At 71.6% G+C, this 24,053-nt stretch carries 19 protein-coding genes, 1 other RNA gene and 1 pseudogene; 10 read left to right on the forward strand and 11 right to left on the reverse strand.

Annotated elements, in window-relative coordinates:
• Positions 1 to 7 precede the first annotated feature (7 nt).
• The 3 genes from MNOD_RS22355 (at position 8) to MNOD_RS22365 (ending at position 3,810) form a co-directional block, all read left to right on the forward strand.
• On the forward strand, positions 8 to 1,237 hold the full coding sequence (locus tag MNOD_RS22355) for a glycosyltransferase family 4 protein (protein ID WP_015931240.1): 1,230 nt from the start codon (positions 8 to 10) through the stop codon (positions 1,235 to 1,237).
• A 332-nt stretch (positions 1,238 to 1,569) separates the two neighbouring features.
• Positions 1,570 to 2,091 carry a translation initiation factor IF-3 gene (infC, locus tag MNOD_RS22360; protein ID WP_244424548.1) on the forward strand — a complete coding sequence of 174 codons (522 nt, stop codon included), beginning with the start codon at positions 1,570 to 1,572 and terminating at the stop codon, positions 2,089 to 2,091.
• 237 nt (positions 2,092 to 2,328) lie between these two features.
• Positions 2,329 to 3,810 carry an AMP nucleosidase gene (locus MNOD_RS22365; RefSeq protein WP_015931242.1) on the forward strand — a complete coding sequence of 494 codons (1,482 nt, stop codon included), beginning with the start codon at positions 2,329 to 2,331 and terminating at the stop codon, positions 3,808 to 3,810.
• Here MNOD_RS22365 and MNOD_RS22370 read toward each other — a convergent pair.
• Entirely contained in the window at positions 3,779 to 4,570 is a 792-nt protein-coding gene (locus tag MNOD_RS22370) for a HesA/MoeB/ThiF family protein (protein ID WP_015931243.1), read from the reverse strand. The genes MNOD_RS22365 and MNOD_RS22370 overlap by 32 nt on opposite strands.
• 88 nt (positions 4,571 to 4,658) lie before the next feature.
• On the opposite strand from MNOD_RS22370, the gene dapE reads away from it, so the two are divergent.
• Both dapE and MNOD_RS22380 read left to right on the forward strand, forming a co-directional pair.
• The gene (gene dapE / locus MNOD_RS22375; protein WP_015931244.1) at positions 4,659 to 5,891 is read left to right on the forward strand and encodes a succinyl-diaminopimelate desuccinylase; all 1,233 of its coding nucleotides are present in this window, start codon (positions 4,659 to 4,661) and stop codon (positions 5,889 to 5,891) included.
• 68 nt (positions 5,892 to 5,959) lie between these two features.
• Positions 5,960 to 6,556 carry a hypothetical protein gene (locus MNOD_RS22380; protein WP_015931245.1) on the forward strand — a complete coding sequence of 199 codons (597 nt, stop codon included), beginning with the start codon at positions 5,960 to 5,962 and terminating at the stop codon, positions 6,554 to 6,556.
• On the opposite strand, the gene truA is transcribed toward MNOD_RS22380, so the two are convergent.
• The 7 genes from truA to ffs form a co-directional block, all read right to left on the reverse strand.
• Entirely contained in the window at positions 6,542 to 7,306 is a 765-nt protein-coding gene (gene truA / locus MNOD_RS22385; protein ID WP_015931246.1) for a tRNA pseudouridine(38-40) synthase TruA, read from the reverse strand. The two genes, MNOD_RS22380 and truA, sit on opposite strands and share 15 nt — an antisense overlap.
• 5 nt (positions 7,307 to 7,311) lie before the next feature.
• On the reverse strand, positions 7,312 to 8,244 hold the full coding sequence (gene fmt / locus MNOD_RS22390) for a methionyl-tRNA formyltransferase (RefSeq protein ID WP_015931247.1): 933 nt from the start codon (positions 8,242 to 8,244) through the stop codon (positions 7,312 to 7,314).
• 12 nt (positions 8,245 to 8,256) lie between these two features.
• Positions 8,257 to 8,778: a peptide deformylase gene (gene def / locus MNOD_RS22395; protein ID WP_015931248.1), complete on the reverse strand. Its 522-nt coding sequence runs from the start codon at positions 8,776 to 8,778 to the stop codon at positions 8,257 to 8,259.
• 93 nt (positions 8,779 to 8,871) lie between these two features.
• The gene (gene recR, locus MNOD_RS22400; protein WP_015931249.1) at positions 8,872 to 9,477 is read right to left on the reverse strand and encodes a recombination mediator RecR; all 606 of its coding nucleotides are present in this window, start codon (positions 9,475 to 9,477) and stop codon (positions 8,872 to 8,874) included.
• Between the two features lie 366 nt (positions 9,478 to 9,843).
• Positions 9,844 to 10,167 carry a YbaB/EbfC family nucleoid-associated protein gene (locus MNOD_RS22405; RefSeq protein WP_015931250.1) on the reverse strand — a complete coding sequence of 108 codons (324 nt, stop codon included), beginning with the start codon at positions 10,165 to 10,167 and terminating at the stop codon, positions 9,844 to 9,846.
• Positions 10,168 to 10,221: 54 nt separating this feature from the next.
• A complete protein-coding gene (locus tag MNOD_RS22410; RefSeq protein WP_015931251.1) occupies positions 10,222 to 12,039 on the reverse strand; it encodes a DNA polymerase III subunit gamma/tau in 1,818 nt (605 codons plus the stop codon).
• Positions 12,040 to 12,099: 60 nt separating this feature from the next.
• An RNA gene (gene ffs / locus MNOD_RS41175) (signal recognition particle sRNA small type) lies at positions 12,100 to 12,196 on the reverse strand.
• Positions 12,197 to 12,270: 74 nt separating this feature from the next.
• Here ffs and MNOD_RS22415 point away from each other — a divergent pair.
• The 4 genes and pseudogenes from MNOD_RS22415 to recD2 all read left to right on the forward strand — a co-directional run bounded on the left by MNOD_RS22415 (position 12,271) and on the right by recD2 (position 19,166).
• Positions 12,271 to 13,282: pseudogene (locus MNOD_RS22415) on the forward strand (alpha/beta fold hydrolase).
• Between the two features lie 230 nt (positions 13,283 to 13,512).
• A complete protein-coding gene (locus tag MNOD_RS22420; RefSeq protein ID WP_015931252.1) occupies positions 13,513 to 15,891 on the forward strand; it encodes a penicillin acylase family protein in 2,379 nt (792 codons plus the stop codon).
• Positions 15,892 to 16,543: 652 nt separating this feature from the next.
• Positions 16,544 to 16,894 (forward strand): hypothetical protein, encoded by a 351-nt coding sequence (locus MNOD_RS22425; RefSeq protein WP_015931253.1) that lies wholly within the window; start codon positions 16,544 to 16,546, stop codon positions 16,892 to 16,894.
• A 64-nt stretch (positions 16,895 to 16,958) separates the two neighbouring features.
• Positions 16,959 to 19,166, forward strand: a complete 2,208-nt coding sequence (recD2, locus tag MNOD_RS22430) for an SF1B family DNA helicase RecD2 (protein WP_015931254.1) — start codon at positions 16,959 to 16,961, stop codon at positions 19,164 to 19,166.
• Positions 19,167 to 19,193: 27 nt separating this feature from the next.
• Here the strand turns inward: recD2 and MNOD_RS22435 are convergent, their stop codons facing one another.
• Positions 19,194 to 19,730: a DUF2244 domain-containing protein gene (locus tag MNOD_RS22435; RefSeq protein WP_015931255.1), complete on the reverse strand. Its 537-nt coding sequence runs from the start codon at positions 19,728 to 19,730 to the stop codon at positions 19,194 to 19,196.
• 20 nt (positions 19,731 to 19,750) lie between these two features.
• Here MNOD_RS22435 and nth point away from each other — a divergent pair, with 20 nt between their 5' ends.
• Positions 19,751 to 20,497: an endonuclease III gene (gene nth, locus MNOD_RS22440; RefSeq protein WP_015931256.1), complete on the forward strand. Its 747-nt coding sequence runs from the start codon at positions 19,751 to 19,753 to the stop codon at positions 20,495 to 20,497.
• A gap of 288 nt (positions 20,498 to 20,785) precedes the next feature.
• Here nth and pdeM read toward each other — a convergent pair whose 3' ends face one another.
• Together pdeM and MNOD_RS22450 are read right to left on the reverse strand one after the other, a co-directional pair.
• Complete coding sequence (pdeM, locus tag MNOD_RS22445) at positions 20,786 to 21,499, reverse strand: ligase-associated DNA damage response endonuclease PdeM (protein ID WP_015931257.1); 714 nt, start codon at positions 21,497 to 21,499, stop codon at positions 20,786 to 20,788.
• 48 nt (positions 21,500 to 21,547) lie between these two features.
• Positions 21,548 to 24,040 carry a ligase-associated DNA damage response DEXH box helicase gene (locus MNOD_RS22450; RefSeq protein WP_043751868.1) on the reverse strand — a complete coding sequence of 831 codons (2,493 nt, stop codon included), beginning with the start codon at positions 24,038 to 24,040 and terminating at the stop codon, positions 21,548 to 21,550.
• Between the last annotated feature and the right edge of the window lie 13 nt (positions 24,041 to 24,053).

Raw genomic sequence — 24,053 nt, forward strand, 5'->3', positions numbered from 1 at the left:
GAGCCCCATGCCGTCGAGCCAGGCCGCCCCGTTTCCCGCCAGCAGCCGCCACCCGCTGGCAGGCGCCACCGTGCTCCAGATCATCCCGGAACTCGACGCGGGCGGCGCGGAGCGCACCACGGTCGATGTGGCCGCGGCCCTCGCGGCGGTGGGGGCCCGGGCGCTCGTCGCCAGCGAAGGCGGCCGCCTCGTGGGCGAGTTGCAGGCCAAGGGCGGGGTCTGGGTGCCTTTCCCGGCGCGCACCAAGAACCCGGTCGCCATGGCATTGAATGTCGGGCGCCTCGCCCGGATCTGCCGGGCGGAGGGCGTGCAGCTCGTGCATGCCCGCTCGCGAGCCCCCGCCTGGGTGGCGCTCGGGGCCCGGCGTCGGCTCGGCCTGCCCTTCGTCACCACCTATCACGGCAGCTATTCGGGGAAGACTCCGATCAAGCAGTTCTACAACTCGGTGATGGCCCGCGGCGACATGGTCATCGCCAACTCGCACTACACGGCGGAGCTGATCCGGGCGGCGCACCCGCAGACGGGCGAGGAGAGGATCCAGGTGATCCATCGGGGGACCGATCTCTTCGCCTTCTCGGCCGCGCAGGTCGAACCGGGCCGGGTCGAGACCCTGCGCCGGGCCTGGGGGGTCGCCCCGCACGAGCGGGTCGTTCTCATGGCCGCTCGGCTCACCGCCTGGAAGGGGCAGCGCGTGCTGATCGAGGCGGCAGCGGCCCTGCGGGCGCAGGGCCTGCGGGACTTCGCGGTGGTTCTGGCGGGGGACGACCAGGGGCGCGCCGGCTACCTGCGTGAACTCGACGCCCTGATCGCCTCCCACAACCTCGCGGGCCTCGTGCGGCGGGTCGGGCATTGCACCGACATGCCGGCCGCCTTCCGGGCGGCCTCCGTGGTGGCGGTCCCCTCCACCGCCCCGGAAGCCTTCGGCCGCGCGGCGGTCGAGGCGCAGGCGATCGGAACGCCGGTGGTGGTGTCGGATCTCGGCGCAGTGCGCGAGACCGTGCTGGCGCCGCCGGAGGTGCCGGCAGGCGAACGGACCGGCTGGCGCGTCCCGGCCGGGGAGGTGGCGCCGCTCGCCGAATCCATGGCGGAGGCGCTCCAGCTCGGGGCGAGCGCCCGGGATGCCCTCGCCCGCCGGGCGCGCCGGCACGTCGAGCAGAATTTCTCGCTCGAACGCATGACCGCCGACACGCTCGCAGTCTATGCGGCGCTTCTCCACCGCCCGAGCGCTGCGGCTTAGACTCCGTTGGGAGCGTCTCGAAGCCCCGATGTAAGGCCTTGATCGATCGGATATCCGCGGCGAAGCCGGGCTCCACGTCTCCTGGGCATGCTCTCCAGCCGGAAGTCCGGGCAGAGCCCCGTGGAGACAAGATTCCGCACGTTCAGCACAGGATCGCAACCAAGTTCCGTTTCGGCGAGTTGACATCTCGCGCGGTTTAGCCAAGGTGCCGCGGTTCACACGAGTTTGTCCGCGCGGCCGCCCGCGACCGCCCTTGAGGCTCAGGGGCGGAAGGATCTGCCGACAGCGACAACAACGAGGAGATCACAGCCATTCGCAGACCTATGAGAGCCATGCCGGCCCCGCAGAAGGAAGGGCCGCGCGCCAACCGGGACATCCGCGGCGTTCGTGAAGTTCAACTCATCGACGAGTCCGGGCAGAACCGCGGGGTGATGGGCTTCTTCGACGCCCTGCAGCTCGCGGAGGAAGTGGGTCTCGACCTCGTCGAGATCGCGCCGAATTCCTCGCCGCCGGTCTGCAAGCTGCTCGATTACGGCCGCTACCGCTTCAACGAACAGAAGAAGCAGGCCGAGGCCCGCAAGCGCCAGAAGACGGTCGAGGTCAAGGAGATCAAGCTCCGGCCCGGCATCGACAAGCACGACTACGACGTCAAGATGAAGGCCGTGCAGCGGTTCTTCGAGGAAGGCGACAAGGTCAAGGTGACCCTGCGGTTTCGTGGCCGCGAGATGGCGCACCAGGATCTCGGGCTTCGCCTGCTCGAGCGCGTGAAGGCCGAGACGCAGGACGTCGCCAAGGTCGAGAGCGAGCCGCAGCTCGAAGGACGCCAGATGATCATGATCCTGGCGCCGCGCTGATCGCGCGGCCGCGAAAGAGTCCCCGCCGCCTTCGGATCGGCACCCGGGAGGTTCGCCTCGCCGGGGCTTTGGCGTTGGTCCGGATCGGGCATCCCTTGCGCGGCCTTCGAGGCCCTGCGGTCTTGGCTTCGGGGCAAGGCTTTACGGCCTTGCCTTGAAGGCAAGGTCGCCGCAACAGGGAGATGGCGGGGCCGGCGTCACGCTCCCGCCGTCCCAGGGTGAGGAGGCCGCGCGATCGTGTTCGCCGATGAACTGAGACCGATGGAGACCGTGCCGGATCCGGAGACGGCGGTCGATCGCCTCGCCGCCCTGCACGCCTCCGCCACCGAGAGCCTGCAGGCGGCCCTCACCCGCTTCCTCGCGGACGGCGTGCCGCCCGACCATTCCGAGCGGTTGAGCTTCCGCTACCCGGAGCTGCGCCTGACCTACCGGCCGGCCGGGCCGATGCCGCGCATCAAGCGGGCGACCGCGAAGTTCCAGGGGCCGGGCATCTACGCCACGACGGTGACGCAGCCCGCTCATTTCCGGGCCTACCTGCTGGAGCAGCTTCGCCCTCTCGTCGCCGATTACGGCGCCACCATGGAGGTGGGCCTGAGTGCGCAGGAAATCCCCTATCCCTACGTGGTCGAGCCCGGGGCGGAGTTGAGCCGCGGCGAACAGACTTCGAGCGACCTCGCGCGCCATTTCCCGACCCCGATGCTCTCGACCGTCGGCGACGAGATCGCGGACGGCCTGTGGTTCGATGCCGGCGACGAGCCGCGCCCGCTCGCCCTCTTCGACGGGCCGCGGGTCGATTACTCCCTGCGCCGCCTCGTGCACTATACGGGTGCCGACTGGCGGGCGATCCAGCCCTGGATCCTCCTCACCAACTATCACCGCTACGTCGATCAGTTCGTGCGGGTGGGGCTGAAGACCCTGGCGGAGGCGCCCGACCGCTACGAGCGACTCGTCCTGCCGGGCGGTATCGCGGTGACGGCCGAGGAGGTCGCCGGGGCCGCGGCGGATGCGCTCATCGCCGCCTCGCCCTGGCACCGGTTCCAGATGCCGGCCTACCATCTCGTCGCCCGCGACGGCCAGGGCACCACCCTCGTCAATATCGGCGTCGGCCCCTCGAACGCGAAGACGATCACCGATCACCTCGCCGTGCTGCGCCCGCATTGCTGGGTGATGGTCGGGCATTGCGGGGGCCTGCGCCAGTCGCAGACGATCGGCGACTACGTGCTGGCCCATGCCTATCTGCGCCGCGACCGCATTCTCGATGAGCTCGTGCCGCCGGACGTGCCGATCCCGGCGCTGGCCGAAATCCAGGTGGCGCTCCAGGAGGCGGCGGCGACCGTCACGGGCGAGCGGGCCGAGGCCCTCAAGCGCCGCCTGCGCACCGGGACGGTCGTCACCTACGACGACCGCAACTGGGAGCTGCGCTGGTCGCAGGAGCGGCGGCGCATCAATCTCTCGCGGGCGATCGGCGTCGACATGGAGAGCGGCACCATCGCGGCGCAGGGCTACCGGCTGCGGGTGCCCTACGGCACGCTGCTCTGCGTCTCCGACAAGCCGCTCCACGGCGAGATCAAGCTGCCGGGCGCCGCCAACGCCTTCTACGAGCGGGCGGTGGGCGAGCATCTGCTGATCGGGCTCGCCACCCTCGACGCGCTCCGCCGCAACCGCAGCGGGCTCCACTCGCGCAAGCTCAGGAGCTTCGACGAGCCGCCGTTCCGCTGAGCGGGTTGGCCGGATCCCACGCATAGGCGAGCGTCTCGAATCGCAGCGAGCGGGCATCGACCATCAGCAGCCGTCCGACCAGCCCCTCGCCGAAGCCCGTGATCTCGCGGATCACCTCCAGCGCCATCAGCGAGCCCATGAGGCCCGCGAGCGCCCCGAGCACGCCGGCCTCCGCGCAGGTGGGCACCGCGCCCGCCGGGGGCGGCTCGGGGAAGAGGCAGCGATAGGTCGGGTTCGGCCGCCCGTCCGGCCCGTTCTCATGCGCCCGGATGGTGGTGAGCGAGCCGTCGAACTGCCCGAGCGCCGCCGTGACGAGCGGCTTGCCCGCCCGGAAACAGGCATCCGAGACCGTGTAGCGCGTGGAGAAATTGTCCGAGCCGTCCGCCACGAGGTCGTAGCCGGCGATCAGCGCCTCCGCGTTGCCCTCGGTGAGCCGCAGCGCCTGCGTCTCCACCCGCACATGCGGGTTGAGCCGCCGCACCGCCTCGGCGGCGCTCTCCACCTTCGGCCGGCCGATATCCGGCGTGCCGTGGATGACCTGCCGCTGCAGGTTCGACAGCGAGACCGTATCGTCGTCGACGATGCCGAGCGTGCCGATCCCGGCCGCCGCTAGGTACTGGAGCAGCGGCGCCCCGAGCCCTCCGGCCCCGACCACCAGGACCCGCGCCGCCTTGAGCCGCGCCTGACCCGGACCGCCCACGTCGCGCAGCACGATGTGGCGGGCATAGCGCTCGATCTCGTCGGGGGTGAGACTCGTCATATCCGGCCCATAAACCCGGATGCGACCGGCCGGAAGCCGGATGTTTGCATCATTTTCTGCGGCGAACCGGGATCCACTGTGTCGGAAAATGCTCTACGGATCCGTTCCCGCCGTCAATCCGGGGCCGCCCGTGCCGAACACCCCGTCGCCTCTCGCCCTGACCCAGGGCCTGATCCGCTGCCCCTCCGTGACTCCCGCCGAGGGCGGGGCGCTCAGCCTTCTGGCGGATCTGCTCGGTGCGGCGGGATTCTCCGTCGAGCGCCCGGTCTTCTCCGAGCCCGGCACGCCGGACGTGGAGAACCTCTATGCCCGCATCGGCACGGCGGGACCCTGCCTGCTCCTCGCCGGGCATACGGATGTGGTGCCGCCCGGCGACCTCGCCGCCTGGCGCCACGATCCGTTCGGCGGCGTCGTGGAGGAGGGCGAGGTGCATGGGCGCGGCGCCGTCGACATGAAGGGCGGCATCGCCTGCCTCGCCGCCGCAATCCTCGCCTTCCTGGCCGAGCGCGGGCCGGATTTCGGCGGCTCCATCGCCTTTCTGATCACCGGCGACGAGGAGGGGCCGGCGGTCAACGGCACGGTCAAGCTGCTGGCCTGGGCGAGGCAGAAGGGCGAGCGCTTCGACCATTGCATCCTGGCCGAGCCGACCAACCCCGACCGCCTCGGCGACATGATCAAGATCGGCCGGCGCGGCTCGCTCACCGCCGCGCTGACCGTGCACGGTGTGCAGGGGCATGTCGCCTATCCGCACCGGGCCGAGAACCCGATCCCCGGCCTGATCCGTCTCGCGGGGGCGCTCCTCGCCGCGCCGCTCGATGCGGGCACGGCGCATTTCGACGCCTCGAACCTCGAATTCACCACGGTGGATGTCGGCAACCCGGCCTCGAACGTGATCCCGGCCGAGGCCCGGGCCGTCTTCAACATTCGCTTCAACGATCTCTGGACGCCTGCGACCCTGGAGGCCGAGCTGCGCCGCCGCCTCGATGCCGCGGCGGGCAACGCGGTGCGCTACACCCTGGCCGTCCAGCCGACCAATGCCGTCGCCTTTCTCACGCAGCCGGATCCCTTCGTGGATCTCGTCACGGCGGCGATCGAGGCCGAGACGGGGCGTCGTCCGGCCCTCTCCACCACCGGCGGCACCTCGGATGCCCGATTCATCAAGGATGCCTGTCCGGTGATCGAGTTCGGGCTCGTCGGGCAGACCATGCATCAGATCGACGAGCGGGCGGCTCTGGCCGACCTCGACCGGCTGACCGCGATCTTCCGCCGGGTGCTCGATGCCTATTTCCCGGGCGATGCTGCGCTGCAGAAGCGGGCTTGACCGGTCTACGACGAAAGTAGAATCTCGCGATTGCCGGATGCTGGATCCGGCGCGGGAGCCGTGTCGCCATGCTGGTCAGCGTGGACGAAATCGGCCGCTCCCTGCGCGGCACCGCCGATCTCCTCAACGGGCGGCCAGGCGCGCTGCGCCGCTTCGATTGCAGCGAGCGCGGCTTCTGGCGGTCCTTCGGGGCGATCGTGCTGGCGGCGCCGGCCGTGGTGATCGCGCTTGCCCTGGAGCGGGGGCCGGCCGATCTCGGCCGGGCGCCGCTCCTGCGCCCGGACCATGTGACGCTGGCGGTGATCGGCGGCACGCTGGCCTGCTTCCTCTCCGTGCCGCTCGCCATGATCGGCGTGACGCGGCGGCTGCGCCTGACGGCGCTCTACGTGCCCTTTGTCGTGGTGACGAACTGGATCCTCATCGTCGCCTTCCTGGTGCTGTCCGTGCCGGGGCTGATGCTGGTGCTCGGGCTCTCGACCCCGGGCCTCGCGCTCATGCAGGCCGTCGCCTTCGCGGTCGTGCTGCTGCGCGTCCACGCCACCGCTGTGCGCCAGACGCTCGGCCTCGCCGGACCGGCCGCGGCCCTGATGACGCTCGCCTGCGCCGGCATCGTGGCCGCCGTGGCGGCCGGAGCGCACGCGCTGGTTCAGTCAGCCGGGGGCTGACAGCGCTGCTTCCGGGTAATCCACCCCCGTCAGCGTCAGCCCCGCTGCCGGCGCGAGCGGACCGCAGCGCGCCCGGTCGCGCGAGTCGAGAACGGCGCGCACGCCCGCCGTGTCGAGGCGTCCGCTTCCGGCCAGCATCAGCGTGCCGACCATCCCGCGCACCTGGTGATGCAGGAAGGAGCGCGCCGAGGTCGCCACCAGGATCTCGTCGCCGCGGCGCTCCACGTCGAGCTGGTCGAGGGTCCGCAGCGGGCTGCTGGCCTGGCACTCGGCGGCGCGGAAGGCCGAGAAATCGTGCCGACCGAGCAGGGTCTGGGCCGCCGCATGCATCGCCGCGGCGTCGAGCGCCCAGGGCACGTGCCAGACATAGCCGCGAGCGAGGGCCGGCGGGCTGCGGCGGTTGAGAATGCGGTAGCGGTAATGGCGCTTCAGCGCCGAATGGCGGGCGTCGAAGTCCGGACCGACGCGCGCCGCGCTCAGCACCGAGACCGGCTCCGGCCGCAGATGCGCGTTCGTCGCGTCCCGCACCGTGTCGGTGCGCCACTCCCGGTCAAGGTCGAGATGCACCACCTGGTGAGAGGCATGCACGCCCGCATCGGTGCGCCCGGCGCAATGGACGCGGACCGGCCGGTTCACGAAGCGTTCGATCGCCTCTTCGAGGGCCTGCTGCACGGTGCGGTCCGCAGCCTGCCGCTGCCAGCCCGCGAAGGCGGTGCCGTCATACTCGACCACGAGCTTGTAGCGGGGCATCGGGATCAGGCGAGGCGCGCGCCGGGCTCCAGGCGCCGGCCGCGCAGGAAGTCGCCGGCCTCCATCGGCCCCTTGCCGGCGGGCTGCACGCGCAGGAGCCGGATCGCGCCCTCGCCGCAGGCGACGGTGCCGTGAGCATCGAGCAGCGTGCCCGGCTCAGCCCTTCCATCGGCCAGGCTCGCGCGCAGCACCTTCACCCGCTCCGGCCCGCGGCCGAGATCGGCCATGAAGAAGGCGCCCGGAAAGGGCGAGAGGCCCCGGATCGTGTCGTGGAGGCGCTGCGCCGGCTCGGCCCAGTCGAGGCGGGCCTCCTCGTTGGTGATCTTGTGGGCGTAGACGATTCCCTCCGCGGCCTGGGGCGTGAAGGTCAGGCCGCCGCGCTCCAGGGCCCCGAGGGCCCGGTTCATCAGGTCGGCGCCGAGCGGCATCAGCCGGTCGTGGAGTTCCCCGGCCGTCATCTCGGGCGTGATCGCGACCCGCTCCAGCATCGCCACCGGGCCGGTATCGAGGCCGGGCTCCATGCGCATCACCGCGACGCCGGTCTCGGAATCCCCCGCCATCACGGCGCGCTGGATCGGCGCGGCGCCGCGCCAGCGGGGCAGGATCGAGGCGTGGAGGTTGAGGCAGCCGAGGCGCGGTGCGTCGAGGATCGCGGGCGGCAGGATCATGCCGTAGGCGACCACCACCGCCACATCCGCGTCATGGCCGCGGAAGATCTCGACGGCCTCCTCGCTCCGCAGGGTCGCGGGCGTCCGCACGGGCAGGCCGAACCGCTCGGCGAGCGCCTGGACCGGAGAGGGCCTGAGCGCCATGCCGCGCCCAGCCGGGGCCGGGGCCCGGGTGTAGACCGCCACGACCTCGTGGCCGCTCCCGACGATCTCGGCGAGCGTCGGCACCGCGAAATCCGGGGTGCCCATGAAGACGACCTTGAGCGGCATGGCGACGACGGATCAGGCCGCTTCCTGGCCGCGCTTGGCCGCCTTGGCGAATTTCTTCAGCACGCGGTCGCGCTTGAGCTTCGAGATATGGTCGATGAACAGCACGCCGTTGAGATGGTCGATCTCGTGCTGCAGGCAGGTGGCGAGAAGGCCGTCGGCCTCCTGCTCCACGACCTCCCCGTCGAGGGTGCGGAACCGCACCCGCACCCGGTCGGGCCGCACGACTTCGGCGTAGTATTCGGGGATCGACAGGCAGCCTTCCTCGTAGGAGCGCGTCTCCTCGGAGGCCCAGACGATCTCGGGGTCGAGAAGGACCAGAGGGTTGCGCGCCTCCTTGTCCTTCGAGGTGTCGACCGTGACGATGCGGGTCGGCTCGCCGATCTGAATCGCCGCGAGGCCGACGCCGGGCGCGTCGTACATGGTCTCCAGCATGTCGGAAGCGAGCTTGCGCACCTCGCCCGTGATCGTGCCGACCGGCTCGGAGGTCACGCGCAGGCGCGCGTCCGGAAGGATGACGAGGGGGCGGATGGTCATGCGGGTAAACCGGATCGGGGCGCCGACGGGCGCCGCTCGTGAATTTTCGAGATAGGGATTCGTCCGCCCAGGGTCAAATCGCGGTGACGGGCCTCAGAAGGCGGTGCGCTGACGGATCGCGGCCGAGAGGGTGCCCTCGTCGAGATAGTCGAGCTCGCCGCCGACCGGCACCCCATGGGCGAGCTTGGTGACCTTCACGGGCAGGTGGGCGAGGAGTTCCGTGATGTAATGGGCGGTGGTCTGCCCGTCGACGGTTGCGTTGAGGGCGAGGATGACCTCGCGCATCTCCGGCACGCTCGCCCGCTCGACGAGGCGCGACAGGTTGAGGTTCTCCGGGCGGATGCCGTCGAGCGCCGAGAGCACGCCGCCGAGGACGTGGTAGCGGGCCGTCACGGCGCCCGAGCGTTCGAGCGCCCAGAGGTCCGAGACGTCCTCCACCACGACCAGGATCGAGGGATCGCGGCTGTGGTCGCGGCAGATCGTGCAGGGATCGGAGGTGTCGACATTCCCGCATTCGTGGCAGACCACGATGCGTTCGCAAGCCACCCGCATGGCCTCCGCGAGGGGCGCGAGCAGCGCCTCCCGCTTCTTGATGAGCTGCAGCGCCGCCCGGCGGGCCGAGCGCGGCCCGAGGCCCGGCATCCGGGCCAGGAGCTGGATCAGGCGCTCGATCTCCGGACCGGCGACGGCTTGGGGCATGGAACGGCGAACCTGATGGCAATGAGGAGCACGGGGAAGAGCACGGGGAACCCCTCTCCCGTGCGGGAGAGGGGCAGGGGTGAGGGACCAGGTGGTTCAGCAAGTATCCTGAACCGGCCCGCTGCCAGCACCACGGTTGTGGGTGCTTGCTGCACGGTCCGGGACCCTCACCCCTACCCCTCTCCCGCACGGGAGAGGGGTTCCCCGCACTTAACTCGTCTCGGAAGGAATCAACCTGAAGCCGTATGACGGTTCGGAACAAAGCACTGAGCGCCGCGCTGGCAGCGGCACGGTCGCGGCTTCTTGCGGAACCGTCTCCACCCTCACGTGGGATCTTCGATCCCCCGGGAGAGCAGGCGCGGGCGGCTAGAACGGCAGCTTCATGCCGGGCGGCAGGGGCAGGCCCTTGGTGAGCTCCTGCATCCGCTCCTGGGCGGCGCGCTCGCCCTTGGCGCGGGCATCGTTCATCGCGGCGACGATCAGATCCTCCAGGATCTCCTTCTCGTCGGGAACCATGAGCGAGGCGTCGATCGACACGCCCTTCACGACACCCTTCGCCGTCATCGTCACGGAGACGGCGCCGCCGCCGGCCGCCCCCGAGACCTCGACGGCATCGAGTTCGTTCTGCAGGTCGGCCATCTTCTGCTGCATGGCCTGGGCCTGCTTCATCAGCCCCATGATGTCGCGCATGGCGTGTCCTCTGGAAACGGTCTTCAGCAATGTGGGGCGCGGAGGCGGCGGCCGCTACAGGTCGGCGTCGGGTTCCTCGGGCGGCGCGAGATCCTCCGGCGTGGCTTCCGCCGCCTTCTCGCGCACGTCGATGATCTGCGCGCCCGGGAATCCTCTCAGGACCGCCTGGACCAGCGGATGGGCGGCTGCGCCCTGGTGGCGGCTCTCGATCTCGGCCCTGGTGCGGGCGGCGAGCGTCGGCGCGCCGGTCTCCTTGGAGAGCGCGACGACCCAGCGGCGGCCCGTCCACAGGTCGAGCGCCCGGGCGAGGTCATTGGCGAGCGTCGCGCGCCCGCCCTCGGCGAGCCGGAACTCGATCCGCCCGTCCTCGAAGCGCACGAGGTGCACGTCCCGCTCGAGGGCGGCCTTGAGGCCGATGTCGCGGCGGGCATCCGCCAGCGCCACCACGTCCTCGAAGCGGCGCAGCCGCACCGCCGGCGCGGCCTCGACGGCGGGGGAAGCGGGTTGCGGGGCCGGAGCCGGAGCCAGGGCCACCGCGGGATCCGGCCGCGGCCGCGGATCGGGAAGCGCCCGCAGGGCGGGACCCGCTGCTGCTGCGGGCGGCGGGCGCCCGCCGGGCGGAAGCACGACGCTGCCGCCTTCCTTCACCTGCCGCAGCGCCTCGTCGGGCGTCGGCAGGTCGGCGGCGTAGATGAGCCGCACCAGCGCCATCTCGGCGGCGGCGAGCGGCCGGGGCGCGGCCTGCACCTCGGGGATCGCCTTCAGGAGGATCTGCCACGCGCGCGAGAGCGCCCGCACCGAGAGCCGGTCGGCGAAGTCGCTGCCGCGGGCCCGCTCGGCCTCGCTGAGCGCGCTGTCGGACCGGGCGGTCTCGGGCGCCACTTTCAGGCGGGTGACCAGATGGGTGAACTCGGCGAGGTCCTGGAGGACGACGGAGGGATCCGCCCCGGCCTCGTGCTGGGCGCGCAGCTCCGCGAAGGCGGACGGCGCGTCGCCGCGCATGGCGGCCTCGAACAGGTCGATGATCCGCGCCCGGTCGGCGAGGCCCAGCATGTCGCGCACGGTCTCGGCCGTGACCCGGCCCGCGCCATGCGCGATCGCCTGATCGAGCAGCGACAGGGAGTCGCGCACCGAGCCCTCGGCGGCCCGCGCGATGCCGGCCAGCGCCTCCGGCTCCGCCGCGACGCCCTCGGCCTCGCAGATCTTCTGCAGGTGGGCGATCAGCGTCCCGGCCTCGACCCGGCGGAGGTCGAAGCGCTGGCAGCGGGACAGGATGGTGACCGGGACCTTGCGGATCTCGGTCGTGGCGAAGACGAACTTCGCGTGCGGCGGCGGCTCCTCCAGCGTCTTCAGGAAGGCGTTGAACGCCTTCTCGGACAGCATGTGGACCTCGTCGACGATGTAGACCTTGTAGCGCGCGGAAACCGGCGCATAGCGGATGCCGTCGATGATCTGGCGGACGTCGTCGATGCCGGTATGGGACGCGGCGTCCATCTCCAGCACGTCGATGTGGCGCGATTCCATGATCGCCGCGCAGTGCAGGCCGAGGGCCGGCATGCGGATCGTCGGGCCGGCCTGCGGGTCGTCGGGCAGGGCGTAGTTGAGGCCGCGGGCGAGGATCCGGGCCGTCGTGGTCTTGCCGACGCCGCGCACGCCCGTGAGCATCCAGGCCTGCGGGATGCGCCCGGCCTCGAAGGCATTCGCCAGGGTGCGCACCATGGCGCCCTGGCCGATCAGGTCCTCGAAGTCCTTCGGGCGGTACTTGCGGGCGAGCACCCGGTAGGGCGCGGCGGCCTGCCCCGGGGCGGCCGGCATGGCGAAACCCGGGAAACCCGGCTCGTCGGTCAGAGGCGTGCCGGAGGTCTCGTCCATGCGCCGCGGTCGCGGAGGGCGCGCGGGCGACAAGCCCGGCGCGCGCTCTCGTGGAATGAGGGTGGGAGGCTGGACGAGAACCCGCTCGTTCTCGTTAGGGCTGCTTCCTTCCGGACCTGACCCGGTTGGCGAGTGAAACGTCCCCCGCCAACCTCCCGGCGCCTATATGAGCGGGCGGCGGCGGAAACGCAAGCGCGGGACTGCCCCGCATCCCGCGCCGGAGGTCTTCCCATGACGCACCGCCTCGCCCTCGCCGCCCTGATCGTCGCCCCGTTCGGCCTCGCGCCCGCCGGCACCGCCCAGGCCGCCGAGACCTATGGTCCGGAACTCGAAGGCTTCACCTATCCGCACGAGGTGCGCCGCCATGGCTTCGCCTCGCAGGGCCAGACGCTCGCGATGGGCCTATATGGACGTGGCGCCGGATCGTCCGAACGGTCGCACGGCGGTGCTGCTGCACGGCAAGAACTTCTGCGCCGCCACCTGGGAGAAGACCATCGCGGCCCTGCGCGAAGCCGGCTTCCGGGTGCTCGCCCTCGATCAGGTCGGCTTCTGCAAGTCGACCAAGCCGGCCGGCTACCAGTTCAGCCTGCCCCAGCTCGCCGCGAACACCAAGGGTCTGCTCGACGCGCTCGGCATCGCCAAGGCGACGGTCATCGGCCACTCGATGGGCGGCATGCTCGCCGCCCGCTTTGCGCTGATGTATCCCGATGCGGTCGAGCAGCTCGTCATGGTCGACCCGCTCGGCCTGGAGGACTGGCAGGAGAAGGGTGTTCCCTACCAGACCATCGAGGCGTCCTTCGCCCAGGAGCGCAAGACCACCTTCGAGAGCATTAAGGCCTACCAGCTCAAGTTCTACTACGATGGCCAGTGGAAGCCCGAATACGACCGCTGGGTCCAGATGCAGGCGGGGCTCTATGGCGGGCCGGGGGCGGAACGGGTGGCCTGGAACCAGGCCCAGACCTCGGGCATGATCTTCACCCAGCCGGTCGTGCACGAGTTCGAGCGCCTGCGCGTGCCGACCGTGCTGGTCGTGGGGGATAAGGACCGCACCGCGCCGGGCGCCAACCGCGCGCCCGCCGACCTCGCCGCGAGGCTCGGGCGCTACGACCTTCTCGGCCCGGAGGTGGCCCGGCGCATTCCGGACGCCAAGCTGGTCGAGTTCCCGGATCTCGGCCATTCGCCCCAGGTCGAGGCGCCTGACCGCTTCCACGAGGCCCTGCTGAAGGAACTCGCCGGGCGCTGACGGACGGGTGATGGCCGGGATTCGGTCACGATCGCAGCGGCGCCTCAGCATGAGGGGCGCGGCGGGTGCCGGGATGCATTGCGGCAGGACACCCCGAGCAGCGCGCTCCGCTGCCGGAAAAGCATGACGGTGATTCGGGCCTGCGGCCAGTGGGTCTGCCGCAGGCCCGACCCGATTGGACAGGCGCGAGCGGGGCGCCGAGACTGCCGGCCTGCCGTGCAGGAGGAACGATGAATCAGGCCGATCTCACCCTGGACATCCCCGGCCTCGAACGCCCGGCGGAGATCCGCGTCGACCGCTGGGGCGTGCCGCATATCCGGGCGGAGAGCCGGCACGACGCCTTCCTGGTCCAGGGCTTCAACGCCGCACGGGACCGGCTCTGGCAGCTCGATCTCTGGCGCAAGCGCGGCCTCGGCCTGCTCGCCGGCGATTTCGGGCCCGGCTACCTCGCCCAGGACCGCGCATCGCGGCTCTTCCTCTACCGGGGTGACGAGGCGGCCGAGTGGGCGGCCTACGGCACGCCGCAGGCGCGGGCGATCGCGGAAGCCTTCGTGGCCGGCCTCAACGCCTTCATCGGCCTCACGGAGGCGGACCCGTCCTGGCTGCCGCCGGAATTCGCGACCATGGGCACGCGGCCCGCGCGCTGGGATGCCTTCGACGTCGTGCGCATCCGCAGCCACGCGCTGACGCGCAACGCGCTCTCCGAGGTTGCCCGTGCGCAGGTGGCGGCGCGCGGTGCCCTCGCCCTCGACCCCTATCGCAAGGCGCTCGCGCCCGACCACGTCCCGGAGGTGCCCGAGGGGCTCGACCCCCCGGGCGTGCCGCCGGACGTGATCGAGGTCGTGCGGCTCGCGACCGCGGGCGTCGGCTTCACGCCGGCCCGGCTCGCCTGCCCGCGGGAGGAGGCGTGGCGCTGGGCCGTGGTGAACGAGCACGGCGCCGTGACGGCGGGCGATGCGCCGCTTTCCTTCGACGCTTCTCCGCCGGACGGCTCGAACAACTGGGCCCTCGCCCCCTCCCGCACGGCGACAGGGCGGCCGATCCTGGCGAGCGACCCGCACCGGGCCTACACGCTGCCCTCGCTGCGCTACGTGGTGCATCTCTCCGCGCCGGGGCTCGACGTGATCGGCGCGGGCGAACCGGCGCTGCCGGGGATCTCCATCGGCCATAACGGCCGGGCGGCCTTCAGCCTCACGATCTCGCCCATCGATCAGGAGGATCTCTGCGTCTACGAGACCCATCCGGAGGATCCGGACCTCTACCGCTATGGCGATGGCTGGGAGGGGATGCGCCGGATCGAGGAGCGCATCCTGGTCCGGGGCGGCCCGGACGAGATCGTGCACCTCGCCTTCACCCGCCACGGGCCGGTGCTGTGGGAGGACCGCGTGGCCCGGCGCGCCTTCGCGCTCCGCACCGTGTGGAGCGAGCCCGGAACGGCCGCCTATCTCGGCAGCCTCGCCTATCTGGACGCCGCGAGCCCGGAGGACTTCGGGGCCGCCCTGCGGCACTGGTCGGCGCCGAGCGTCAACCAGGTCTATGCGGATGTCTCGGGCCGCATCGCGTGGTTCGTCGCCGGCAAGGCGCCGCGCCGGCCGAACTGGGATGGCCTGATGCCGGTCCCGGGCGACGGGCGCTACGAATGGGACGGCTTCGTCGGCCCGGAGGATCTGCCGCGCGCCATCGATCCGCCCGGCGGCATCGTGGCGAGCGCGAACGAGATGAACCTGCCGCCGGGATATCCGCACGCGATCGGCTACGAATGGCATGAGCCCTGGCGGGCCCTGCGCATCGCCGCCGTGCTCGACGGCCAGCCGCGCCACGCGCTCGCCGATTCGGCGGCGCTCCAGGGTGACGACCTCTCGCTTCCGGCCCTGCGCCTCGCCCGCCTCGCTAGCGGGGCGCTCGCGGGGGAGGGGGATCTCGGCGCCGCCCTGGCGCTGCTCGTCGCCTTCGACGGGCACCTGCACGAGGACAGCGCGGCGGCGGCCCTCGCGGAGATCTGGTGGGTGAATCACCTGCGCCCGGGACTTCTCCGGGCCGTCGCGCCCGATGCCGCGACCGAGACCCTGCTCGCCCCGGGCGATACCGAGACGCTGCTCGCCCTTCTCGAGGCGCCCCGACCGCCCCTCGGCCGGGAGGCCCGCGACGCGCTGCTCGCTGAAACCCTGGCGGCGGCCTTCCGCGACGGGATCGCCCGGCTCGGCCCGGACCCGCAAGGCTGGCGCTGGGGGCGGTTGCACCAGGCCCATTTCCTCCATCCGCTCTCGGGTGTCGGGTTCGCCGGACACGACATCGGCCCGCTGCCGGTCGGCGGCTCGGGCGTTACCGTGATGAATACCGGCTACCGGACCGACACGTTCCGGCTGACCACGGGCGCCTCCTTCCGCATGGTGGTGGATGTGGGGAACTGGGACGCGAGCCTGTTCATCAACGGGCCGGGCCAGTCGGGCGATCCGCGCTCGCCCCACTACGCCGACCATGCGGAGCCCTGGTCGAAGCGGGCCTATCGGCCGCTCCTCTACTCGCGTGAGGCGGTGGATGCGGCAACCATGCGGGTGATCCGCCTGCGGCCAAGGAGACGACCAGTCGACGGAGGGGTCGCTCGCTGAGCGTCACGGCCGAAACCCTCCCATGGCAATCACCATGCTCCTCAGTCGAAAACGCACCGTCTTCGGGCGCGGCGCGGCGCGTGGCGAATCCTGACGCTTCATCCGTCAGGGTCGGCTTGGCCGGTGGCAGCTGATCCGGTTTCCGAACGGACTGTTCGAGACCGTCGTCTCGCCCGGCCTCCTCTCGCCCGCTCCCCCTGTCCCGGGCGCATGCGGCGGCAGCGGAATGCGACCCGGGATCCAGCACGAAAAGTCGCGCAGCGACCGTTTGCCAGCCACGCTGGAGGCAAACGGAGCCGCTTCGCGGCGAGTCCTCGTGCTGGTTCCCGGATCTCCTTCCGCTGACGCTGCAGTCGTCCGGGAATGGGCGGAGAACCGTCCCGCCTGAGCCAAGCCATGCCGTTTGAGCGCTCCCGCCAGGGGCAGCCAACCCCCGCCCTCGATCGAATGGTTGCTCAGCATGAGGGCCGCTGGGCTCCCACGAGCGTCGGATCATCGACCCGGCAGACCTGCGATCAGGTGCTGCTCCGGGCAGCCTGCGCGCCGTGTCTGTATGCCGGCCGAACGGCGACTTCAGAGCGGGTTCAAGACCGCGGGCCCAGGGTGGCGGCATCGGCGGTCCCGATCCGGCGCCGCCCCGGAGTCCCATCCCATGTCCCGCCTCGTCCGCCTCGGCGCGCTCGCCGCCACCGCGTTCGTCCTCGCCGGCCCGGCCGTCGCGGCCGATTTCGATGAGCCGCGTCCCGCCCCCTACGGCGTCCGGCCCGGCTGGGCGCCCCCGCGCTTCTCCCGCGCGGACGAGACCTGCCGGGTTTTCGTGAAGCGCCGCATCGATGCAGATGGCGAGGAGGTCGTGCGGCGCGTCCGCGTCTGCGACGAGGGGCCGGGCTTCGACGGGCCGCCGCGCTGGCATCACCGGCCCTGGCGCGCCGAGGGCTTCGGCCTGCCGCGCGAGCGCGTCGCGCCGCCGCTCCCGCCGGGCGAGGTGCCGGAGACCTGGTAGGGAAAGCTTGCGGCGAGGGAACCTTGCGGCCGGGCTGCCTGCTCCCGATCTCTGCCGTGAGCCGATGCACGCCTCCTCCACCACGCGCCGCCCGCCGCGGGCCGGCGGCGCCGAAGCGCCCCGCGATGCCCTCGCGGGGACGATCGAGCGCGTCACCTTCCACAGTCCCGAGAGTGGATTCTGCGTCCTGAAGGTGAAGGCACGCGGGCGGCGCGACCTCGTGCCGGTCGTCGGCCACGCACCCACCGTCGCGGCGGGCGAGTGGATCACCGCGACGGGGGCCTGGGTCAGCGACCGGACGCACGGATTGCAATTCCGTGCCGACACCCTCGCCTGCACGCCGCCGACCGGCGCGGAGGGGATCGAGCGCTATCTCGCCTCCGGTCAGATGCGCGGCATCGGGCCGGAGATGGCCAAGCGGATCGTGAGGGCCTTCGGGGCCGACACCTTCACGGTCATCGAGGCGGCGCCCGAGCGGCTCACCGAGGTTTCGGGCATCGGGCCGGTGCGGGCCGCCCGGCTCGTCGCCGCCTGGGCCGAGCACCGGGTCGTGCGCGAGATCATGATCTTCCTCCACGCGCATGGCGTCGGCACGGCGCGGGCGGTGCGGATCTACAAGACCTACGGGGCGGAGGCGGTCGCGGTGATGACCGAGGACCCCTACCGCCTCGCCCGCGACGTGCGCGGCATCGGCTTTCGCACCGCGGATGCCATCGCGACGAAGCTCGGCCTGCCGCCGACCGCCCCCGCCCGGCTCCGGGCCGGCATCGCCTATGCGCTGCAGGCGGCGATGGATGACGGCCATTGCGCCCTGCCGGTGCCCGACCTCGTCACGCGGGCGGCCGATCTGCTCGGGGTCGATCCCGCTCTCACCCGCACGGCGCTCGTCGAGGAGATCGGCGGCGAATCGGTGGTGGCGGACACGATCGGGGGCGAGACCCACATCTTCCTGCGCGGGCTCCACGGGGCGGAGCGCGCCATCGCCGAGCGGCTGGCTGCCCTCGCGACCGCGCCGCTGCCCTGGGGCGAGATCGCCGTCGACCCGGCCCTGGCCGCGGTCGAGGCCGAGACGGGGCGGGTGCTCTCGCCCTCGCAGCGGGAGGCGGCCCGCACCGTAATGGAAGCCAAGGTCGCGGTGATCACCGGCGGGCCGGGCGTCGGCAAGACCAGCACCCTCGATGCCCTGCTGCGGGTGCTCGCCACCGTCCGGGCCCGCGTGCTGCTCGCCGCGCCGACCGGGCGGGCCGCGAAGCGCATGAGCGAGCAGACCGGCCGCCCGGCCAAGACCCTGCACCGCCTGCTGGAGGTCGATCCGGCCCGGGGTGGCTTCCAGCGCGGGGAGCAGAACCCCCTCGACTGCGACCTCCTCGTCGTCGACGAAGCCTCGATGATCGACGTGCCGCTGATGAATGCGCTCACCCGCGCGCTGCCGCGGCACGCCGCGCTCTGGCTCGTCGGCGATGTCGATCAGCTGCCCTCGGTCGGGCCGGGCCAGGTGCTTGCCGACGTCATCGCCTCGGGCCGGATCGCCGTGGCGCGCCTCACCGAGGTCTTCCGGCAGGCGGCGGAGAGCCGGATCATCGTCAACGCCCACCGCATCAAGGCCGGACGGATGCCGGAGGGCAGCCCGGATCCCTCCGGCGACTTCTTCCTGGTCGAGATCGAGGATCCGGAGGTCGGCGCGGAGCGGCTGGTGGAGATCGTTACGGCGCGCATCCCCCGCCGCTTCGGCCTCGATCCCGTGCGGGACGTGCAGGTGCTCTGCCCGATGACCCGCGGCGCCCTCGGCAGCCGCCACCTCAACCACGCGCTCCAGCAGGTGCTGAATCCCGCCCCGGCTCACTCCGTCGAGCGCTTCGGCTGGCGCTTCGCGCCGGGCGACCGGGTGATGGTGGTGCAGAACGACTACGACCGCGAGGTCTTCAACGGCGATCTCGGCGTGGTGCTGCGGATCGATCCGGAGGAGGGGAATCTGATCGCGGGCTTCGACGGCCGCGAGGTCGCCTATCCGTTCGACGAGCTCGACGTGCTGACCCCCGCCTATGCCATCACCATCCACAAGTCGCAGGGCTCGGAATACCCGGCGGTGGTGATCCCGGTGGCGCTCCAGCATTACACGATGCTCGCCCGCAACCTCCTCTATACGGGGGTGACGCGCGGCAAGCGGCTGGTGGTGCTGGTGGCGCAGAGGCGGGCGGTGGCGATCGCGGTGCGGGGCGGCGCCATGCGGCCGCGATTCACGAAGCTGCGGGAGTGGCTCGCGCAAGCCTGATCCGGTCTCCGAACCACCGAACCCGGATCAGAACCCCTTCTTCACCTCCGCCAGGGCCCGGGACAGGCCCTCCGCGATGGTCTCGCGCTCCGGCGGGGAGGCGTCGCGGGCCACCAGAACCCGCCGGCCGCGCGAGACGATCGCCAGCGATTGCAGCCCGTACTCGTCGTCCTCCACTTTCTGGATCCGGCTCCAGAGCGGGTTGAAGCGCCACTCCGACCGCTCGCCGCGATGGCTCACGCGGGCGAGCAGGATCTCGATCTGGCTGACCACCACCTCCTCGAAGGAGCGGCCCCGCCGCATGCTGACGCTGAGCGCGAACCAGAGGGCGACCATGTCGAGGCCGAAGAAGCCGGCGATCGGCCAGAAGCCCTGACGCAGGAAGACGAGGCTCGTCACCAGCGAGACGAGGCAGCAGGCGGCCATGACGATCTGGAAGCCGGTGCGGCCGAGCGAGCAATGCGGCCGGATCACCGCCGCGAAGACCGGACGCTCGATCGCGTCGGGATCGCGCCCGTCAGGGTGGTGCGTCAGGCGTCCGTCCTGTGCCTTGTCGCTCTCCATACAGACAATATAAGGCAGCCATGATGCGACGAAAGCCGGCTGCTCCCTCGAAAGTGAAGACGAAAGCGGGAGCGGCGCTGGTCGCGCCCCTCACTGCGCCCGCGGTGCCGAAGACGCCCGAGCCGGTCGACGCGGCGACGCTGCGGGAGATCTTCGCTCGCTTGAGCGCCGCCAATCCGGCGCCGCGCTCGGATCTCCAATACGTCAATCCCTACACGCTGCTCGTCGCGGTAGTGCTGTCGGCTCAGGCGACGGACAAGGGCGTGAACCTCGCGACCCGCGACCTCTTCGCGAAAGCCGACCATCCGGCCGCCATGCTGGCGCTCGGCGAGGAAGCGGTGCGCCAGCACATCCGCACCATCGGCCTCTTCAACACCAAGGCCAAGAACGTCATCGCGCTCTCGCAAATCCTGGTCGAGCGGCATGGCGGCGAGGTGCCGCGGCGGCGCGAGGAGCTTGAGGTGCTGCCCGGCGTCGGCCGCAAGACCGCGAGCGTGGTGCTCAACGTTGCCTTCGGCGAGCCGACCATCGCGGTCGACACCCACATCTTCCGGGTCTCGAACCGCATCCCGCTCGCGCCCGGGCCCACGACCGACAAGGTGCAGGAAGGGCTCGAGGCGATCGTGCCGGAACCCTACCGGCACAACGCCCATCACTGGCTGATCCTGCACGGGCGCTACGTCTGCAAGGCCCGTAAGCCCGAATGCTGGCGCTGCGTGATCGCGGATCTGTGCCGCTATCCGGACAAGACGCCGGCGCCGGTTTGAGACCGAAGGCCCGATGCGTCAGCATCTTGGGCCGTCGGTCTAAATAGAACCTGACCTGCGTGGCAGCCCCACCGGCCCTCATGCTGAGGTGCAGCCGTAGGCTGCCTCGAAGCACCCCGGACCGATGATCCCAGCCACCGGAGCCTTGGACCTGCGTTCCGGGGTGCTTCGAGGCTGCTACGCAGCACCTCAGCATGAGGGCCGGTGGGGCTGCCATCCGGGGGCCTTGCGGCCGGTTTCATCCCTCAGGGTTGGTGAAGCCTGTGGCAAACTCAACCGAAAGTTGTATCACTCCCGCGCCAGCATCGCCCGCCCGATCGCGAACAGCCGACCGTCCCCCAGGAGATGCGCGGTCAGGCCGTCGGGGAAGAGCGCGTCGAAGGCGGGGCTGCGCACGTTCAGGCCGCCCGCATAGGCGCCGAAGGCCGGCATCACGAGGCGGCGCCCGTCCGTCACGAAGCAGCGGCGGCGCACGGCGCGCCCCCGCATGGCGACCTTGCCGACCGGATGCAGGTGGCCGGCGACCTCCCCCGGGGCGGCATCCGCCGCGGGCTCGTGCCGGAGCGTCAATCCACCGATCCGGAGCGTGTCGGCGAAGCGCCCGCCGACGCCGTCCTGCACGGCGCGGTCGTGATTGCCGTTGATCCAGACCCAGTCGCATCCCGCCTGCAGGGCGGCGATCAGCGCGTGGTCGCCCGGATCCATCCGCCCCGGCCCGCCCGCATCGTGAAAGGAATCCCCGAGCGCCACGACGCAGGCCGGGTCGAAGCGCGCCACCACCTCGTGCAGGGCGGCGAGCGTCTCGCGGGTGTCGTAGGGCGGCAGGAACTGGCCCGAGCGGGCCGCGAAGGACGAGCCCTTCTCCAGGTGCAGGTCCGACACTACCAGGGTGCGATGGGCCTCAATCCAGAGGACGCCGCTCAGATCGAGGGTGAGGGCTTCGCCGGCGAGGATCAGGGCAGGGGTTTTCCGGGTCTTCTCGAGCTTCAGGGCCGGCGTCACGGTGTCTTCGTCCTCGGGAGCCCGGGCGCGCTGGCTCGTGTGATCAGGTCAGGCAAGCGCTTCGTCGAGCAAAGCCGCCTCGGCCTCGGCCAGAATCTCGTCGGCCCCCTCGCCGTAGACCCGCTCACGCCCGATCTCGAGCATGACGTTCACGGAGAGCGGCGAAACGCGGTCGAGCGCCTTGTGGATGATTCGCCCCTGAATGCGCGACAGCATCATGCCGAGGCGGCGCACGTCGAGGAGTCCGGTTGCCGCATCCTGGCGCGCCGCCCGCAGCAGCAGGTGGCCGGGCTCGTGCTTGCGCAGCACGTCGTAGATCAGGTCGGTCGAGATCGTGACCTGACGCCCGGTCTTGCGCTGGCCGGGATGGCGGCGCTCGATCAGCCCGGCGATCACCGCGCATTGCCGGAAGGTGCGCTTCATCATCGCGGATTCATCGAGCCAGGCTTCGAGGTCGTCGCCCAGCATGTCCTCGGCGAAGAGGCGGTCGAGGAAGCCCGGCTCGCGCCCGATCCGCTCGGCGACGTCCCGGCTGCCGAAGATCGCGAGCCCGTAATCGTTCGCCGCAAAGCCCAGGGGGCGTAAAGCCGCCCGCTCCAGGCGGCGGGTCAGCAGCATGCCGAGCGTCTGGTGGGCGAGACGCCCCTCGAAGGGAAAGCAGGTCAGATAGTGGCGGTTGCCGCGCGGAAAGGTCTCGACCAGGAGATCGCGCGGGCCCGGCAGGATCGAGCGGCGGCGCTGCTGCAGCAGGTAATCGGTCACCTGCGCGGGCAGGCGGTCCCACTCGAAGGGATCGGCGATCAGCTCCCGGACGCGGGCGGCCAGGAAGGTCGAGAGCGGGAATTTCGCGCCGGCATAGCTCGGGATCGCCGGATCAGTGCCGGCGGGGCCGCGGGTGACCAGGGCCTCGTCCTCGTGCAGCCCCTCGAAGCGCAGCACCTCGCCGGCGAACAGGAAGGTGTCCCCAACCGTGAGCGTCTCGGCGAAATCCTCCTCGATCTCGCCGAGGATCCGCCCGCCCGCGGGCAGGATCATGCCCGGCTTCCCCCGCACGCCGCGGGCGAGGCGCACCTTCACGGTCGTCGCCTCGATGATGGTGCCGACATTCATCCGGTATTGCTGCGCGGTGCGCGCGTCGCGCACCCGCCAGAGCCCGTCCGGCCCGCGCAGGATCTTGGCGAAGCGCTCGTAGGCGCGCAGGGAATACCCGCCGGTCGCGACGAAATCGACGACCTGCTCGAAATCCTCATAGGCGAGGTCCGCGTAGGGGGCGGCCGACCGCACCTCCTCGTAGAGGTCCGGGGCGGCGAAGGCCCCGGCGCAGGCCATCCCGAGCACATGCTGGGCGAGCACGTCCGGCGCCCCGATGCGGGGGTCGGGGGTGTCCTGGGCGGCCTCCTCGACGGCGTCGAGGGCGGCGCGGCATTCCAGGATCTCGAACCGGTTCGCCGGGACCAGATAGGCCTTCGACGGCTCGTCCATGCGGTGGTTGGCGCGGCCGATGCGCTGCATGATCCGGCTCGCCCCCTTGGGCGCCCCGACATTCACCACGAGGTCGACGTCGCCCCAGTCGATGCCGAGATCCAGGGTGGCGGTGCAGACCACCGCCCGCAGGCGGCCCTCCGCCATCGCCGCCTCGACCCGCCGGCGCTGCGTCGCGTCGAGCGAGCCATGGTGGAGCGCGATCGGCAGCACATCCTCGTTGAGCTTCCACAGCTCCTGGAAGGTGTACTCGGCCTGAAGCCGCGTGTTGACGAAGACGAGCACCATCCGGTGCCGGCGGATGAGGTCGTAGATGGCCGGCATCGCCAGCGAGGCCGTGTGGCCGGCGAGCGGCAGATGGCGCGTCGCCTCCAGCAGGCGCAGGTCCGGCTTCGCCCCGCCCGAGACCACGATGAGATCGGCGCTGCGCGGCTCCGGCGCCTGCGGGACGAGGTAGCGCCGGAGCGCGTCCGGCTCGCGCACGGTCGCGGAGAGGCCCGTGGCGGCAAGCCCGGGGGCGAGCCGGTGCAGCCGGGCGAGGCCGAGCGCGAGGAGGTCGCCGCGCTTCGAGGTGACGAGGGCATGGAGTTCGTCGAGCACCACCCGCCTGAGGCCGGCGAAAAAAACCTCCGCCTCGCGGTGGGCGATCAGGAGCGCGAGCTGCTCAGGGGTGGTGAGCAGGATGTCGGGCGGCTGCGCGATCTGGCGGCTGCGCTTGTGGGCCGGCGTGTCGCCCGTGCGGGTCTCGATGCGAAGCCCGAGGCCCATCTCGGCCACCGGCGCTTCGAGGTTGCGGGCGATGTCGACGGCGAGCGCCTTCAGGGGCGAGACGTAAAGGGTGTGCAGGCCGCGCCGCGCCGCGGCCTCGCGGCCGGCGAGGTCGACGAGGGTCGGCAGGAAGCCCGCCAGCGTCTTGCCGGCCCCGGTCGGGGCGACGAGGAGGGCGGAGCGGCCCGCCTGCGCGGCGCCAAGCAGCGCGAGCTGGTGCGGCCGCGGGGTCCAGCCGCGCGAGGCGAACCAGTCGGCGAAGGCGGCCGGGAGCGCATCCGGATCCCGCACGGGCGAGAGGGCC

Origin of the sequence: Methylobacterium nodulans ORS 2060 (assembly GCF_000022085.1) — a bacterium.
Classification (GTDB): domain Bacteria; phylum Pseudomonadota; class Alphaproteobacteria; order Rhizobiales; family Beijerinckiaceae; genus Methylobacterium; species Methylobacterium nodulans.

Excerpts from the sequence above, each read along its gene's own strand:
- MNOD_RS22425 (WP_015931253.1), top strand. The coding sequence starts at position 16,544 with ATGTCCCGCCTCGTCCGCCTCGGCGCGCTCGCCGCCACCGCGTTCGTC.
- MNOD_RS22435 (WP_015931255.1), bottom strand. The coding sequence starts at position 19,730 with ATGGAGAGCGACAAGGCACAGGACGGACGCCTGACGCACCACCCTGAC.
- MNOD_RS22410 (WP_015931251.1), bottom strand. The coding sequence starts at position 12,039 with ATGGACGAGACCTCCGGCACGCCTCTGACCGACGAGCCGGGTTTCCCG.
- def (WP_015931248.1), bottom strand. The coding sequence starts at position 8,778 with ATGACCATCCGCCCCCTCGTCATCCTTCCGGACGCGCGCCTGCGCGTG.
- infC (WP_244424548.1), top strand. The coding sequence starts at position 1,570 with ATGCCGGCCCCGCAGAAGGAAGGGCCGCGCGCCAACCGGGACATCCGC.
- recR (WP_015931249.1), bottom strand. The coding sequence starts at position 9,477 with ATGCCCCAAGCCGTCGCCGGTCCGGAGATCGAGCGCCTGATCCAGCTC.
- recD2 (WP_015931254.1), top strand. The coding sequence starts at position 16,959 with ATGCACGCCTCCTCCACCACGCGCCGCCCGCCGCGGGCCGGCGGCGCC.
- MNOD_RS22355 (WP_015931240.1), top strand. The coding sequence starts at position 8 with ATGCCGTCGAGCCAGGCCGCCCCGTTTCCCGCCAGCAGCCGCCACCCG.
- MNOD_RS22420 (WP_015931252.1), top strand. The coding sequence starts at position 13,513 with ATGAATCAGGCCGATCTCACCCTGGACATCCCCGGCCTCGAACGCCCG.
- MNOD_RS22380 (WP_015931245.1), top strand. The coding sequence starts at position 5,960 with ATGCTGGTCAGCGTGGACGAAATCGGCCGCTCCCTGCGCGGCACCGCC.
- fmt (WP_015931247.1), bottom strand. The coding sequence starts at position 8,244 with ATGCCGCTCAAGGTCGTCTTCATGGGCACCCCGGATTTCGCGGTGCCG.
- truA (WP_015931246.1), bottom strand. The coding sequence starts at position 7,306 with ATGCCCCGCTACAAGCTCGTGGTCGAGTATGACGGCACCGCCTTCGCG.
- nth (WP_015931256.1), top strand. The coding sequence starts at position 19,751 with ATGATGCGACGAAAGCCGGCTGCTCCCTCGAAAGTGAAGACGAAAGCG.
- MNOD_RS22405 (WP_015931250.1), bottom strand. The coding sequence starts at position 10,167 with ATGCGCGACATCATGGGGCTGATGAAGCAGGCCCAGGCCATGCAGCAG.
- MNOD_RS22370 (WP_015931243.1), bottom strand. The coding sequence starts at position 4,570 with ATGACGAGTCTCACCCCCGACGAGATCGAGCGCTATGCCCGCCACATC.
- dapE (WP_015931244.1), top strand. The coding sequence starts at position 4,659 with ATGCTCTACGGATCCGTTCCCGCCGTCAATCCGGGGCCGCCCGTGCCG.